A 14,871-nucleotide genomic window follows, 5' to 3' on the forward strand; every position below is an offset into this window, starting at 1 on the left:
ATGCAACGGGCCACTCAGTTCCCCGTCGTCGACCCGTCGCTCGGGGTGTCGGCCTTGACGAGCGGGACGACGAGCCGGTCGGTCGGGTCGCTCGCCGAGCAGGTGCGCGCCTTGCCGGTGGCGGGGTCGAGCCCGGGGGAGGCGGTCTCGATCGTCGAGCCGTTGACGACGGTGACGCTGTCGTAGACCGGGTTGCCCTCGACGAGGTCGCGGTACTCGTAGCGGGTCAGCGAGCTGAGCTTGCACGAGGTGTCGAAGGCGGCGATGTCGAACGCGTAGGGCTGCCCGCGCAGCTCGCCGTCCGGCTCCTCGACGTAGTGCGAGACGACCCCGCCGCCGGTGAACGTGCCGACGGTGATCCGGTCGCCGTCGAGGCCGGCCTGGTGCAGGTGCCCGTTGATGCGGACGTCGGCCTTGTCGACCCCTGCGGCCGCGCCGGGCTCGTGCGCGACGAGGACGTCAGGGGTCGGCTGGTCGGCCATCGACCGGTTGAAGTCGTCGACCGCGGGCTTCTGCTTGGCGTCGGTGTTGCGCGCGTCGTCGCCGAAGTAGCGCGGGTCGTCGAACCCGGCGATCCGCAGCCCGTGGAAGAGCAGCGTGCGGTACTCGTCGTCGGACGGCTGGAGGGTGACGACGTTGGGCAGGTCGTCGAGCCGGTCGCGCAGCGCCCGGTCGGTCGGCGAGGACTGGTCGTGGTTGCCCGTGGTGAAGACGTAGGGCACGCCGAGGTCGCGGATGCCGGCGAAGATGCCCGCCGCGTCGGCCTCCGTGACCGTGCCGAAGTTGACCAGGTCCCCGGTGTCGATGACCGCGTCGATGTGCTGCGACTGCACGATCGAGCGCATGAGCCCGTAGGAGTTCTGCCCGTGGACGTCCGACACGAGCAGGAACCGCGCCGCCACCTCCTGGTCGAGGTCGGACGGGACGAGGTTCTCCTGCAACGACTTCGACAGCGCCAGCAGGTTGAGCACGTACGGCGTCACCTGGCTCGAGCGGGTGGACAGGTCGGACAGGATCCCGCGGTTGCGCTCGACCTCGAGCAGCAGCCCCGACGTGCGGTAGCTGGTGAACGACGTCGGCCGGTACGTCGCCACGACCCCCACCGCCGTCGCCAGGCACCCCACGAGCGCCGCCGACGTGACCACGACGACGTGCCGCCGGTCCGAGCGGTGCCGGTCGCGCGAGTAGTGCAGCGCGAGCAGGATCGCCAGCCCGACGACCCCCGCCCCCGTGACGAACCGCAGCCCCACCCCGCTCGCCGCCTCGAGGACGGCGGCCCGCAGCTCCTCCTGGCTCGGTTGCAGCTCGGCGATGGCCAGCTCGCGGCTGCTGAAGACCTGGGTGATCGACTGCTTCACCGCGACATCGACCTCGAGGCCGGGGGCCAGGGCCGGCGAGGCGAACTGCAGGTCGACGTCACCGACGATGGTCGGGCTGTGCAGCACCCCCACCCGCGACGGCAGCGCGTTGAGCCGCAGCGTCGCCGAGTAGTTGCGGGTCTCCACGGTCGTCGGCGACAGGTTGGTCGCAGCGACGCCGCCGAGGTAGCAGGCGGCGAGGACGGTGAGCCAGCGCACGACCTTCGCGCCGAGGAGGACCCCCCGGACGGCGTGCGCTCGCGACGGGGTCCTCACCCACTACACCTAACACACGCACATGTCGGGCGGGTCACGCCGATCACGCGTGGCCGACCGCCCGGTCGGCGAGGGCGACGAGGTCGTCGGCCCGCAGCCCCGGGTAGCCGTGCAGCACCCCCAGCCACTCCGCGGGGACGGCGGACAGCCCCCAGCGGGCTCCGAGCAGCGCGCCGGCGATCGCCGCGACCGTGTCGGTGTCGTCGCCGATCCGGATCGCGGTCTCCAGCGCGTCGGCCAGGTGCCGCGGCGGGTCGTCCGGCGAAACCGGGGTGTGCGCGATCGCCGACCACGCCGCCTGCAGCGCCGTGACGACGAAACCGTTGGGGGAGAACGACCCTGGCTCGCGCTGCTCGGCCTCGTCGAGCCACGACGCCCACCGCGCGGCAGCGTCCGCGCCGAGCGACCCGAGCCCGACCCTCACGTCGAGCTCTCCGTGCACGACGGCGTGCCGGACCGCGAGCGTGCAGAGCGCGCACGCCTCGAGCGCCCGGTCGTCGTGGTGCGTGAGGTCGCCGACCGCCCGCGCGGCGTCCGCCGCCGCGGCCGCGTCGCCGAGGTGCGCGAGCGCCACCGGACCGGTCCGCATGAGCGACCCGTTGCCGGCCGTGTGCCCGGTCCGCTCGTGCAGCGCGTGGGACGTCGCGGTCAGCGCGGCGCCGGTCGGCGACGGCCCGACCAGCCCGAGCACGGAGCGCGTCTGGTTGCCGATGTCGGCCGGGCCGGACTCCCACCACTCACGGAAACGGCTCGCCACCGCGTCGAGCGCGGGGGCGCCGCGCAGGTCGCCGTACGTCGCCGCGGCGTCGAGCACCGCCCAGGCCATCGTCGTGTCGTCGGTCCACTCCCCGGGCGCGAAGTTCCCGAGGCCGCCGCCGAGCATGCGCGGCGGCCCGTCGCCGAGGGCCCGCGTCCCGAACTCGTACGCCGCCCCGAGCGCGTCCCCCGCCGCGGACCCCAGCACCGCACCCCGCGCCCGGTCGCGCTGCCCCTCGTCCAGCTCCATGCCGCCCCCCTCGTCGCCGGTCCCTGGTCACATCCTCCCAAGCCGCACGGCGCGGCGCCGTACGCTCGCGGCATGGACGCCGACGTCATCGTCGTGGGAGCCGGCCTCGCCGGTCTGGTCGCCGCCACCGAGGCCGCCGAGCGCGGCGCGTCGGTGCTCGTCGTCGAGCAGGAGTCGCGCTCGAACCTCGGCGGGCAGGCCTTCTGGTCGTTCGGTGGCCTGTTCCTGATCGACTCGCCCGAGCAGCGCCGCCTCGGGATCCGGGACTCGGTCGAGCTCGCCTGGCAGGACTGGCAGGGCACGGCCGGCTTCGACCGGCTCGAGGACCACTGGCCGCGCGCCTGGGCGAGGGCCTACGTCGACTTCGCCGCCGGCGAGAAGCGCTCGTGGCTGCACGGGTTGGGGATGCGCTGGTTCCCCATGGTCGGGTGGGCCGAGCGCGGCGACGGCCGCGCCGGCGGGCACGGCAACTCCGTGCCGCGCTTCCACGTCACCTGGGGCACCGGGCCCGGCGTCGTCGAGCCGTTCGTGCGCCGCGCCGTCGAGCTCGAGCAGGAGGGCCGGATCCGCTTCGCCTTCCGGCGCCGGGTCGACGAGCTCGTCGTCGACGGCGGCGCGGTCGCCGGCGTCCGGGTCGCGGTCCTCGCGCCGGCCACCGAGCCGCGCGGTGTCACCACGAACCGCGACGTCGTCGGCGAGGAGGAGCTGACCGCGCGCGCCGTCGTCGTCACCTCCGGCGGGATCGGCGGCAACCACGACCTCGTCCGCGCGGCCTGGCCGGAGCGGCTCGGCCCGCCGCCGGAGCGGATGATCACCGGCGTCCCCGCGCACGTCGACGGCCGGATGATCGGCATCACCCAGAAGGCCGGCGGCCGCGTCATCAACCCCGACCGGATGTGGCACTACGTCGAGGGCCTGCACAACTGGGACCCGATCTGGCCGCAGCACGCGATCCGCATCCTGCCCGGCCCGAGCTCGCTGTGGCTCGACGGCAACGGCGACCGGCTCCCGCCGCCGCTCTTCCCCGGCTTCGACACCCTCGGCACGCTCGCGCACCTGCGCACCACCGGGCACGACCACTCGTGGTTCGTCCTCACCCGGTCGGTCGTCGAGAAGGAGTTCACCCTGTCGGGGTCGGAGCAGAACCCCGACCTCACCAACCGCTCGGTGCGGCAGGTCCTGGGTCGGGTCAGGCCCGGCGCGCCCGGCCCGGTGCAGGCCTTCCTCGACCACGGCGTCGACTTCGTCCAGGCCGACACCGTGCACGAGCTCGTCGCGAGGATGAACGCGCTCGAGCCGGACGCCCCGCTCGACCCCGACCACGTCGAGCGGCAGGTGCTCGAGCGCGACCGGCAGCTGGACAACGCGTTCGCCAAGGACGCGCAGGTCACGGCGATCCACGGGGCGCGGGCCTACCGCGGCGACAAGCTCACCCGGGTGGCGACGCCGCACCGGTTCCTCGACCCGTCCCACGGCCCGCTCATCGCGGTCCGGCTGTCGATCCTCACCCGCAAGACCCTCGGCGGGCTCGAGACCGACCTGTCCGCGAGGGTGCTCACCGAGGCGGGCGAGCCGGTGCCGGGGCTCTGGGCGGCGGGTGAGGTCGCCGGCTTCGGCGGTGGCGGGATGCACGGCTACCGGTCGCTCGAGGGCACCTTCCTCGGTGGGTGCCTGTTCTCGGGCCGTACGGCGGGCCGTGCCGTCGCCGACGCCGTCCGCGGCTGAGCTCGGCGGACGGGGTGACGGTCGAGGACCGCCCGCAGCGCATCGTCCTGCTGCGGCACGGCGAGTCGCAGGGCAACGTCGACGACACGGTCTACGAGCGGGTGCCGGACCACGCGCTCGAGCTGACCGAGCGCGGCGTCGGGCAGGCCCGCGAGACCGGACGGGCGCTCGCGGCGCTCGGGGTGGGGGCGGGCTCGCGGGTGTGGGCGTCGCCGTACCGGCGGGTGCGCCAGACCCTCGCCGCGCTCGAGGTGGGGATCGACCTGGAGCACGTGCGCTGGGAGCCGCGGCTGCGCGAGCAGGACTGGGCCAACTTCCAGGACCCGGCCGACATCGCGCGTCAGCGCGAGGTGCGCGACCGCTACGGGCACTTCCACTACCGCTTCACGCACGGGGAGTCGGGCGCGGACGTCTACGACCGGGTCAGCGACTTCCTCGAGTCGCTCTTCCGCGACCTCGAGGCCCCCGGCTGCCCCGACACCGTCCTGCTGGCCAGCCACGGCCTGACGATGCGGCTGTTCTGCATGCGGTGGTTCCACTGGAGCGTCGAGCTGTTCGAGTCGCTGGAGAACCCGCGCAACGCCGGGTACGTCGCCCTCGAGCGGCAGCCCGACTACCGGTACCGGATGGCCGCGCCGTTCGAGCGGTGGGACACGTCGTACGAGCCGACCGCGCGGGAGCGGGCCAGCTGGGTCTGAGCGATCAGAGGTACTGGCCCGTGGGGCCGGCCGGGTGCCCCTCGGGGCCGCCCGGCTGCGGCTGACCGGGCTGACCGGCCCCCGGCGGCAGCGCGCGGCGCATCCCCTGCAGCTGCTGCTGGGCGGCCATCTGCTGCGCGAAGAGCGCCGTCTGGATGCCGTGGAAGAGGCCCTCGAGCCAGCCGACGAGCTGGGCCTGCGCGATCCGCAGCTCGGCGTCCGACGGCGTCTCCTCCTTGAACGGCAGCGCCAGCCGGTCGAGCTCCTCGACGAGCTCGGGCGCCAGGCCGGACTTCAGCTCCTGGATCGAGCGGCCGTGGATGTCGGCGAGGCGCGCGCGACCGGCGTCGTCGAGCGGGGCGCCCTTGACCTCGTCGAGGAGGTTCTTGATCATCGAGCCGATCCGCATGACCTTGGCCGGCTGCTCGACGAGGTCGGCCGGGTTGGTGCCGCCGCCGTTGTCGTCGCCGGCCGTCGCGACGCCCATCCCGTCCTGGGTGACGACAACGACGCGGTCGTCGCGCTCGCCGTCGTCGCTGCGGGGTCCCGGCTGCGGGGGCTGCTGGCTCATGCCCCCATCCTCGCCGACCGGCTCGGGGCTCGCGCCCCTGGGTCACCCGGGTCGCGGGCGGCCGGCCGGGGCGCCGTACGGCGGCGTGGCACCCGAACGGGGGACGGGTCTCCCCGCCCCCCGCCCGCGGCCACCACAGGGGCAGGGTGACCCCGACGGTGCCGGGACCACACGGGCGGCCGCAGGCACATCATGCCGACTGGGGCGCGGAGCGGGAGGTGTTCCGGCGGAGTTCGACGCAGGTCGGGGCCCCCTCGTCCCGGTATGCCGGATACGCCGCCCGACGACTGAGACGTGTCGTCCTACGACACACCCCTTCGTCCGCACTGACGGGGCACCGGTGCCTCGTCGGTGCGGACGCAAGGTCAGGCGACGCGGGGCGCGGCGCCGACGTCGCGTCGGACCGTCGCCAGGGCGACGAGCGCCGCCAGGGTCGGGACGAGGACGAGGACGAGCGACAGGGTCGGCCACGGGACCACCACCACGGACGGCACGGGCAGGGTGTCCCCCTCGCGCGGGGTCGTGGCCGACAGGGCCATCACGACCCCGGGCGCGAGGCCGAGCGCCACCCCGAACAGCATCCCGACCAGGCTCAGGGTGGCGGCCTGGGCGGCGGCGAGCCGGCGACGCGTGCCGCGGGTGGCGCCGACGGCGCTCATCGTCAGCCCGAGCGGTTCGGCCTCCGCCTGCGACAGCCCGGTGGCGACCAAGGTGGCGACGAGGACGAGGAACCCCGCGACGAGCAGGACGATGGACGTGGCGAGGCCGTTCGACGAGGCGTCGTACCCGCGCTCGACGTCGATCCGAGCGCCCGGCGAGGCGCGGTCCAGCGCGGCGCCCAGCGCGGCCTCGGTCGCCGCGTCCATCGGGCCGCGGTCGTCGACGACGAGGGACGCACCGGCCGGGTGCGACCACCCGAAACGCGCGGCGGTCTCGGGGGTGACCACGGCCCCGGACCCCGCGAGGGCGGCGAAGCGCGCCCGCGGCGCGGAGGCCGCCGCGAGCCGCACGAGCCGCGGGGTGCCGGCGAACACGGTCGGAAGCGGCTCACCCGTGGCCGAGGCGGGCGCCGTCCGGAGCGGGCCGTCGGCCACCAGGACGCCTCCGTCGACGACGGGGAGGGCGGCGTCGCCCGACCCGATCATCGCCGGCTCGCCGGGCCCGGTCGCGATCGGACCCGCCGGTCTGCCGTCGCCGTCCGCGGCGACGAGCCCGCCCTGCGCGAGCAGCCGAGCGCTGGCCTCGTCGAGCCCCAGCACACGGGCGGCGTACGTCGCGTCGACGACGGCGATCCCGCCGTGCTCCGCGCCGGGGAGGCTGGCCGGGGCGAGGCAGCCCGGGACGGGAGCGGAGGACATCGGGTCGAGGGCCGCCGCGGCCTGCGCCGCCGAGCACCCGGGCCGCAGGCCGACGACGAGACGGGTGGGGGTCCCGGGTCGGCCCTGCGTGACCCCGGGGTCGGTGGACACGGTGCCGAGGTCGAGCAGACGCAGGTGCGGGTCGACCTCGCGCACGAGCGCGGCGAGGTCCGCCCGACCGGCGGCGGTGTCCCAGGTCGTGTCGTCGGGACCGGCGAGGACCTGACCCGCGCCGTCGGCGAACCGCGGGACGTAGCTGCGGCGGTCGTGCTCGGTGCTGCTGGCGGCGAGCACCGCCACGGCGCAGAGCGCGGCGCTGACCACGCAGACGGCGAGCACGGTCGGGGTGGCGCGGCCCCGCTGCCTTGCGGCGTCGCGCACCGCCATGCGGACGGCCACCGGCGCGCCGCGCAGGAGGCGGCCGGTGAGGACGAGCAGACCGGGGATGACGCCGAGCGCACCGAGGAGCAGCAGCACCGTCCCTCCGACGACGAGCAGGGTGATCGTCGTGCTGTCGGTCCCGCCGGTCTCGGAGCGGGCGGCGGCCAGGCAGAGCCCCACCGTGCCGGGCACGAGCAGGACCAGACCCACCACCGGCAGGCCGCGGTGCAGCCGGGGGCTGACGAGCTGCCCGCGCAGCACCCGGACGACGTCGAGCCGCCCGAGGCCCCGGGCCGGCAGGAGCGCCGAGACGACCGAGCCGGCCACGGCGAGGGTGAGTGCGACGAGGATCGCCGGCCACGGGACGTCGTACGGCTGCCACCACGCGCGCGGGTCCCGCGCCCGGAGCGTCGCGACCAGCGCCGCGGAGACCCCGAGGCCGAGGGCGCCGCCGGTGCCCGCCCCCAGGACACCGAGGACGAGGGCCTGCCCGAGCACCGTCCGGCGCAGCTGCCGCGTCGTCGCCCCGGTCACCGCGAGCAGGGCCAGGGCGTGCCGCTGACGGATCGCGCCGATGGCGAAGGCCGGACCGGCGAGCAGGCCCGTGAGCAGCAGCAGGATCGTCGAGCCGACGCCCGTCCACAGGGCGAGGGTCGACGGGTCGGACGCGTCCCCGGAGGTGCGGGGCGGCGCCGACCCGTCCTGCCGGTCGAGGACCCGCAGGCCGGCGGCGTCCAGCCGGGTCCGTTCGGCGACGGTGACGGCGTGGTCCCGGGTGAGCAGGAGCTCCGGGGCCGCGGAGCCCGACTGGGGGGCGAGGGCGCCGGGTCCGACGGACGGGAGGGCGACCAGCCCGGCGGGACCCAGGTTGACGCTGCCGAAGACGACCAGCCCGGTCCCCGTCCCGACGACCGTCAGCGTCCGGGTCGCGTCGGCGCCGGTCCGCACGGTGAGGCTCCCGGACTCCGGCAGGCCCGCCTGACGGCCGACCGGGGTGACGAGGACCTCGTCGGCCGTGCGGGGCCAGCGCCCGGAGGTGAGGGCGGCCCGACCGTGCGCGTCGACGGCGCCGTCGACCCCGAGCACGTCGACGGGGACGTCGCGGCGGCCCTGGCGGGCCGTCACCTGGCCCGAGCTGACGACTGTGACCCGGCCGCCCAGCAGCCGTCGCACCGCCTGGGCCTCGTGGCCGGTCGACCACCCGGGCAGCGGCTCGGTCGCGTCGTGGTCGAGCACGAGGGCGGCGCCGGCCGAGCCGGTGTCGAGCGCGAGGCGCTCGTCGGCGGACAGCGAGCTGGTGGCCGCCAGGGTGGACACGACGACGAGCGCGGCGACGGGGAGCAGGACGAGGACGCCGATGAGCAGGCTGCGTCCGCGGTGGCGACGGACGTCGCGCCGACCCATCCGCAGGGCCAGCCGCCAGGACGCGCGCCAGTCGGCTCCGGCCGGGCGGGCGCCGCGTCGCGAGGTCACGCCGCCCTCACCCGCGGCCGGGGACGGTCGCGAGCAGCGACTCCGGGCCGGTGCTCGCGCCGGTCGAGTCGACGACGCGGCCGTCGCGCAGGAACACGACCCGGTCGGCCCAGGCCGCGTGCCGCGCCTCGTGGGTGACGAGCAGCCCCGCGGCTCCCTCGTCGCACCGTCGGCGCAGCACGGCCAGGACCTCGTCGCCCGTCTCCGTGTCGAGCGCCCCGGTGGGCTCGTCGGCGAGGACGATCCGGCGGCGCCCGACGAGGGCCCGGCAGATCGCGACCCGCTGCTGCTGCCCGCCGGACAGCTGGTCGGGGAACCGGTCGGCCAGCGCTCGCAGGCCCAGCTGGTCGAGGGCGTCGAGGGCCTGGCGGCGCGCGTGGCGGGCGCGGTCCCCGTCGAGCTCGAGCGGGAGCGCGACGTTCTCGGCGGCGGTGAGGCTGGGCACGAGGTTGAGGTCCTGGAAGACGACGCCGATCCGGCGCCGGCGCAGCCGGGCGAGGTCGCGTGCCGACAGCGACCCGGTGTCGGTCCCGTGGACGAGGACGCTGCCCGCCGTCGGCCGGTCGAGGGCGCCGGCCACCGTCAGGAGGGTCGACTTGCCGGAGCCGCTCGGGCCCATGACGGCGACGAGCTCGCCGAGGTGCAGGTCGAGGCTGACGCCGTCGAGGGCGCGGACGGCGGTGTCGCCGCTGCCGTGGACCCGCGAGACGCCGACGAGGGAGAGGGCGACCTCGCTCATCGCCCGCCCCCTCGGACCGGCTCGGCCGGCTCCGGCGCGGGCACGGCCGCCGGCGCCGGGCCCTGGGCCGCCCGGCGGGCGAGCCGCGACTCGACGTGGTCGAGCCACCGCGCCTCGGCCTCCGCGGTGAACAGGTGGTGCTCGAGGACGAGCGACCAGGCCAGGTCGGCCGCCTCGGGGTCGCCGGGCACCCGGGCTTTGAGCCGGGTGAGGTCGCGCAGGTGGGTCAGGGTCGCCGTGCGCTGGGTCTGGACGACCTGCGCGACGTCGACGCCCGGCGCGGTCACCGCGAGGGCGAGCTTGATGACGAGCTCGTCGCGCGGCGCCCCCTCGCGGCTGACGGGAGTCGCCCACCAGCCCCGCGCCTCGCGCCGGCCCGCCTCGGTGAGCCCGTACGTCGTCCCGCCCGGTCCGGCGGGCTCGTCCCCCGCCGGGACCGGTCCGGTCGAGCCCCCGAGCGGCTCGACCAGCCCGTCCCGCTCGAGCCGGGCGAGGGTCGTGTAGACCTGTCCCACGTTGAGCGGCCAGGTGCCGCCGGTGCGCGCCTCGAACTCGGCGCGCAGCCGGGCGCCGTACATCGGTTCCTCGTCGAGCAGCGCGAGGATGCCGTTGCGGACGGACATGCCGAACCCCCTATACCCGGTATACCGACTGGCGTGAGCGAGAGGGTATACCCGGTATAGGGGGCCGTCAAGACGTCCGCACCGACGAGGCACCGGTGCCTCGTCGGTGCGGACGCAGGGGTCAGGTGGTGAGCAGCAGCTTGCCGACGTGCGACGAGTCCTCCATGACCTGCTGGGCGCGGCCGGCCTCGGCGAGCGGGAACGTCCCGTGGACGATCGGCTTCACCGCGCCGCTCATGACCATCGGCCACACGTGCTCGCGCACCTGCGCGACGATCCCCGCCTTGGCCTCGAGCGAACGGCTGCGCAGCGCCGTCGCGTGCAGGGTGGCGCGCTTGGCGAGCATCGCGCCGAGGTCGACCTCGGCCTTGGTGCCGCCCTGCAGACCGATGACGACGAGTCGGCCGTCGCGCGCGAGGACCTCGATGTTGCGGGCCAGGTACTTCGCGCCGATGACGTCGAGCACGACGTCGGCGCCGCGACCGTCCGTCTCCTCGCGCACCCGCGCGACGAAGTCGTCGTCGCGGTAGTTGACGAGGACGTCGGCGCCGAGCGCGCGGCACGCCTCGAGCTTCTCGGCCGACCCCGCGGTGACCGCGACCCGGGCGCCGAGCTGCCTCGCGACCTGGATGGCCATCGTCCCGATGCCGGAGGACCCGCCGTGGACCAGGAGGGTCTCGCCCTCGCGGAGGCGCGCGGTCATGACGAGGTTCGACCAGACCGTCGAGGCGACCTCCGGCAGCGCCGCCGCCTCGACGAGCCCGACCCCGTCGGGCACCGGCAGCAGCTGCCCGGCCGGGACGGCGACCCTCTCGGCGTACCCGCCGCCGCTCAGCAGCGCGCAGACCTCGTCGCCGACCCGCCAGCCGCCGGTGTCGCCCGCGCCGAGCGCGACGACGCGGCCGCTCACCTCCAGGCCGGGGTACGGCGACGCGCCGGGCGGCGGGTCGTAGAACCCCTGCCGCTGCATGACGTCAGCCCGGTTGACGCCGGCGGCGACGACCTCGACGAGGACCTCGCCGGCGTCGGGCTCGGGGTCGGGGACGTCGGCGAGAACGAGCGCGTCGGGGCCGCCGGGTTGCGGGACGGTGATGGCCTTCATGCGTCCAACCTACGGCGGACGAGGTCGAGCGCGGCGGGGGTGTCGACGTCGAGGACGGGGTCCGCCCCGACGTCGAGCAGGCGGTACGGGACGGCGTCGAGCACGGCGCGCACCCGGCCGTCGCGGGGGTCGGCCGGCAGGGCCGCGCGCAGCGCCGCCGTCCGCCATGCGACGAGCAGCGGGTGCGCCCGGGCGTGCTCGAGCGCGGCAGCCACCGCCGCGACGTCGTACGGCGCCCCGTCGAGGGCCTGCGCGAGGGCGACCGCCCCGGGGGCGGCGAGCGGCATGTCGCCGCCGACGACGACGAGCGCCTCCGTGGTCACGGCCCCCGAGCCGGCCGCGATGCCGGCCAGCGGGCCGCCGCCCGGCGGCTCGTCGCGGACCCACGTGACGTCGCGCGGGAGCGGGCGACGCTCGCCGACCACGACGACCGCCCAGTCCGGCGGCAGGGTGTTGACGAGGTGCCCGAGCACCGTCGTCGCGCCGAGCGGCTCGGCGAGCTTGTCGGCGCCGTACCGGGTGGACGCGCCACCCGCGACGACGAGCGCCGTCACCGCACCACCGGTCATCGGTCCTCCTGAGCGTGGTCGGCGATAGCGTGCGGCGCATGACCACGCCGCAGGACTCCCGTCCCGGGGAGCCGCTGCCGTCCTACCACCGCGACCCGGCGTCCGTCACGAACGCGCGCACCGGTCCGGCCGTGGCGGCGTTCGTCGTCGGTGTCTTCTCGGTCGTCGCGGTGTGGCCGCTCGGGCCTCTCGCCATCGTCCTGGCCAACCGCGCCCTGCGCGCGGTCGACGCCGGTGAGGTGCCGGCGGACCAGCGCACCCTCGCCGTCGTGGGCCGGGTCCTCGGGATCGTCGGCACGGTCCTGCTCGGGCTCGCCGTCGTCGCGCTCGTCGTCGCGCTCGTGTTCTTCCTCGCCGTGGCCTCGCGCTCGCAGGCCGGGACCTGATGCTCAGCGCTCGACGGCCTCCGGCAGCGCCGGCTGCACCTCGTAGACCGCGTCGATGAGCCCGACGACCGCGTCGGCGACGACCCGTCCCTGCTCGGTCAGGGCGTAGTCGACCCGCGGCGGGACGCTGCCGTGGTCGGTGCGGGCGACGAGGCCGTCGGCCTCGAGCGCCTTGAGGGTCTGGCTGAGCATCTTCTCGCTCACGCCGTCGACCCGGCGGCGCAGCTCGCCGAAGCGGTGCGACCCGTCGCGCAGGGCGGCGAGGGTGAGCGTGCCCCAACGACCGGTGACGACCTCGAGGGTCCGCCGGGACGGGCACCGGGTGCTGAAGACGTCGTACGCCGGCTGGTCCATGGGTCCTCCTCACCGCAGAGGCTATCAGCGAGTTAGCACTAACCAAAAGTTGGTACTAACTCAGAGTGAGTGTACGGTCGGGCCCATGACCACGATCGCCATCACCGCCGCCACCGGCCAGCTCGGCCGCCTCGTCCTCGACGCGCTGCTCACCCGCGTCCCCGCCTCCGACGTCGTCGCCGTCGTCCGCGACGGCGCCAAGGCCGCTGATCTCGCCGAGCGCGGGGTCGACGTCCGCGTCGCGTCGTACGACGACCCGGCGGCCCTCACCGCCGCCTTCGCCGGCGTCGACCGCCTGCTCTTCGTCTCGGGCAACGAGTTCGGCAGCCGCGAGCAGCAGCACCGCAACGTCGTCGCCGCCGCGAAGGAGGCCGGCGTCGGGCACGTGGCCTACACGAGCGTCCTCGCCGCCCCCACCTCGACGCTGCCCGTCGCGCCCGACCACGTCGTCACCGAGCAGGTCCTCGCCGAGAGCGGCCTGCCGCACACCTTCCTGCGCAACGGCTGGTACCACGAGAACTACCTCGGCGCGCCCGAGCAGGCCAAGGCCACCGGCACCGTGCTGACGAGCGCCGGCGACGGCCGGGTCGCGAGCGCCGCCCGCGCCGACTACGCCGAGGCCGCCGCCGTCGTCCTCACCACGCCGGTCGCCGACCTGCCGGAGGTCTACGAGCTCTCCGGTGACGAGGCCTGGACGCAGGACGACCTCGCCGCCGTCCTCTCGCGCGTGACCGGCACGCCGGTGACCGTCACCCGCGTCGACGCCGACGGCCAGCGCGAGGCGCTGACCGCGGCCGGCGTCCCCGAGGGCGGCGTCTTCTTCGCCGTCGCGACCGACGCGGGCACCGCCCGCGGCGACCTGGCCCTGCAGACCGGCGACCTGTCGCGCCTCATCGGCCGCCCGACCGCGACCCTCGAGCAGACCCTCCGTACGGCGTCCTGACCCCGACCCCTGCGAATCGGATTCGCCGGGGTCGGCGCGGGTCACGACCCGAGCCGAGCGGACCGAATCCGATTCGCAGGGGTCAGTCGTCCTGGGAGTAGGTCTCGAGGAACTCGCCGATCCGCCCGATCGCCTCGGTGAGGACGTCCTCGTCCGGGAGGCAGACGAGCCGGAAGTGGTCCGGCGCGAACCAGTTGAACCCGGTGCCGTGGGTGACGAGCAGCTTCTTGGCCCGCAGCAGGTCGATGACGAAGCGCTGGTCGTCGTGGATCCGGTGCACCGCCGGGTCCAGTCGCGGGAAGCAGTACAGGGCGCCCCTCGGCGTGACGCACGAGACCCCGTCGATCTTGTTGAGCAGGTCGGCGGCGAGCTGGGTCTGCTCGTAGAACCGGCCACCGGGGACGACGAGCTCGTGGATCGACTGGTAGCCGCCGAGCGCCGTCTGGATGGCGTGCTGGCCGGGGACGTTGGCGCACATCCGCATGTTGGCCAGCAGGGTCAGGCCCTCGAGGAAGTCGGCCGCCATGTGCTTGGGACCGGACACCATGACCCAGCCGGCGCGGTAGCCGCACGCGCGATAGGCCTTGGACAGCCCCGAGAAGGTCAGGCACAGGACGTCGTCGCCGGCGAACGTCGCGACGTGGTGGTGGACCGCGTCGTCGAAGATGATCTTCTCGTAGATCTCGTCGGCCATGAGGACGAGCTGGTGCCGCCGGGCGATGTCCACGAGCCCGCGCACCGTCGCCTCGCTGTAGACGGCACCGGTCGGGTTGTTGGGGTTGATGACGACGAGCGCGTGGGTGTTCGGGGTGATCTTGGCCTCGACGTCGGCGAGGTCGGGGTCCCACCCGTTCTCCTCGTCGCACCGGTAGTGCACCGGCGTCCCGCCGGCGAGGGTCACCGCGCCGGTCCACAGCGGATAGTCCGGCGCCGGCACGAGCACCTCGTTGCCGTCGTCGACGAAGGCGGTGAGCACCATCGAGATGAGCTCGCTGACCCCGTTGCCGATGAAGACGTCGTCGACGACGACGTCGGTCAGCCCGCGCGACTGGTAGTACTGCGCGACCGCCGTGCGCGCCGAGTAGATCCCGCGGCTGTCGCTGTAGCCCTGCGCCTCGGGCAGGTGGCGGACCATGTCGGCGACGATGGCCTCGGGCGCCTCGAACCCGAACGGCGCCGTGTTGCCGATGTTGAGCTTGAGGATCTTGTGCCCCTCGGCCTCGAGCCGCTGGGCCTCCACGAGGATCGGTCCGCGCACGTCGTAGCGCACGCCCTGCAGCTTCCGGCTCTGGACGATCTCCCGCATGGC

Annotated in this window: 14 protein-coding genes; 4 read left to right on the forward strand and 10 right to left on the reverse strand. The window is 75.2% G+C overall.

Translation table 11 applies throughout. The features are described from left to right. Positions 1 to 14: 14 nt before the first annotated feature. Positions 15 to 1,634 carry a metallophosphoesterase family protein gene (locus FB458_RS08255; RefSeq protein WP_141848073.1) on the reverse strand — a complete coding sequence of 540 codons (1,620 nt, stop codon included), beginning with the start codon at positions 1,632 to 1,634 and terminating at the stop codon, positions 15 to 17. A 43-nt stretch (positions 1,635 to 1,677) separates the two neighbouring features. Then, entirely contained in the window at positions 1,678 to 2,640 is a 963-nt protein-coding gene (locus FB458_RS08260) for an ADP-ribosylglycohydrolase family protein (protein ID WP_141848074.1), read from the reverse strand. A 72-nt stretch (positions 2,641 to 2,712) separates the two neighbouring features. Here FB458_RS08260 and FB458_RS08265 point away from each other — a divergent pair, with 72 nt between their 5' ends. Both FB458_RS08265 and FB458_RS08270 read left to right on the forward strand, forming a co-directional pair. Then, on the forward strand, positions 2,713 to 4,365 hold the full coding sequence (locus tag FB458_RS08265) for an FAD-binding dehydrogenase (RefSeq protein WP_141848075.1): 1,653 nt from the start codon (positions 2,713 to 2,715) through the stop codon (positions 4,363 to 4,365). Between the two features lie 14 nt (positions 4,366 to 4,379). After that, the gene (locus FB458_RS08270) at positions 4,380 to 5,063 is read left to right on the forward strand and encodes a histidine phosphatase family protein (protein WP_141848076.1); all 684 of its coding nucleotides are present in this window, start codon (positions 4,380 to 4,382) and stop codon (positions 5,061 to 5,063) included. A gap of 4 nt (positions 5,064 to 5,067) precedes the next feature. Here FB458_RS08270 and FB458_RS08275 read toward each other — a convergent pair whose 3' ends face one another. The 6 genes from FB458_RS08275 to mobA form a co-directional block, all read right to left on the reverse strand. Then, complete coding sequence (locus FB458_RS08275; RefSeq protein WP_141848077.1) at positions 5,068 to 5,634, reverse strand: bacterial proteasome activator family protein; 567 nt, start codon at positions 5,632 to 5,634, stop codon at positions 5,068 to 5,070. Between the two features lie 365 nt (positions 5,635 to 5,999). Further along, positions 6,000 to 8,846 carry an ABC transporter permease gene (locus FB458_RS08280; RefSeq protein WP_141848078.1) on the reverse strand — a complete coding sequence of 949 codons (2,847 nt, stop codon included), beginning with the start codon at positions 8,844 to 8,846 and terminating at the stop codon, positions 6,000 to 6,002. Between the two features lie 7 nt (positions 8,847 to 8,853). Continuing rightward, entirely contained in the window at positions 8,854 to 9,585 is a 732-nt protein-coding gene (locus FB458_RS08285; RefSeq protein WP_141848079.1) for an ABC transporter ATP-binding protein, read from the reverse strand. Further along, positions 9,582 to 10,208 carry a PadR family transcriptional regulator gene (locus FB458_RS08290; protein ID WP_141848080.1) on the reverse strand — a complete coding sequence of 209 codons (627 nt, stop codon included), beginning with the start codon at positions 10,206 to 10,208 and terminating at the stop codon, positions 9,582 to 9,584. Before FB458_RS08290 ends, FB458_RS08285 begins: the two co-directional genes overlap by 4 nt. A gap of 121 nt (positions 10,209 to 10,329) precedes the next feature. After that, complete coding sequence (locus FB458_RS08295) at positions 10,330 to 11,310, reverse strand: NAD(P)H-quinone oxidoreductase (protein WP_141848081.1); 981 nt, start codon at positions 11,308 to 11,310, stop codon at positions 10,330 to 10,332. Continuing rightward, entirely contained in the window at positions 11,307 to 11,879 is a 573-nt protein-coding gene (gene mobA, locus FB458_RS08300; RefSeq protein ID WP_141848082.1) for a molybdenum cofactor guanylyltransferase, read from the reverse strand. The genes FB458_RS08295 and mobA overlap by 4 nt, the downstream gene beginning before the upstream one ends. 38 nt (positions 11,880 to 11,917) lie before the next feature. On the opposite strand from mobA, the gene FB458_RS08305 reads away from it, so the two are divergent. Continuing rightward, positions 11,918 to 12,265 (forward strand): DUF4190 domain-containing protein, encoded by a 348-nt coding sequence (locus FB458_RS08305; protein WP_141848083.1) that lies wholly within the window; start codon positions 11,918 to 11,920, stop codon positions 12,263 to 12,265. Between the two features lie 3 nt (positions 12,266 to 12,268). Here FB458_RS08305 and FB458_RS08310 read toward each other — a convergent pair whose 3' ends face one another. Then, positions 12,269 to 12,619, reverse strand: a complete 351-nt coding sequence (locus FB458_RS08310; protein ID WP_141848084.1) for a winged helix-turn-helix transcriptional regulator — start codon at positions 12,617 to 12,619, stop codon at positions 12,269 to 12,271. Between the two features lie 85 nt (positions 12,620 to 12,704). Here FB458_RS08310 and FB458_RS08315 point away from each other — a divergent pair, with 85 nt between their 5' ends. Continuing rightward, positions 12,705 to 13,562 carry an SDR family oxidoreductase gene (locus FB458_RS08315; RefSeq protein ID WP_141848085.1) on the forward strand — a complete coding sequence of 286 codons (858 nt, stop codon included), beginning with the start codon at positions 12,705 to 12,707 and terminating at the stop codon, positions 13,560 to 13,562. An 82-nt stretch (positions 13,563 to 13,644) separates the two neighbouring features. Here FB458_RS08315 and FB458_RS08320 read toward each other — a convergent pair whose 3' ends face one another. Then, positions 13,645 to 14,868, reverse strand: coding sequence for a pyridoxal phosphate-dependent aminotransferase (locus FB458_RS08320; RefSeq protein WP_141848086.1), 1,224 nt, complete (start codon positions 14,866 to 14,868; stop codon positions 13,645 to 13,647). Between the last annotated feature and the right edge of the window lie 3 nt (positions 14,869 to 14,871).

It is taken from the genome of Lapillicoccus jejuensis, assembly GCF_006715055.1.
GTDB lineage: Bacteria > Actinomycetota > Actinomycetes > Actinomycetales > Dermatophilaceae > Lapillicoccus > Lapillicoccus jejuensis.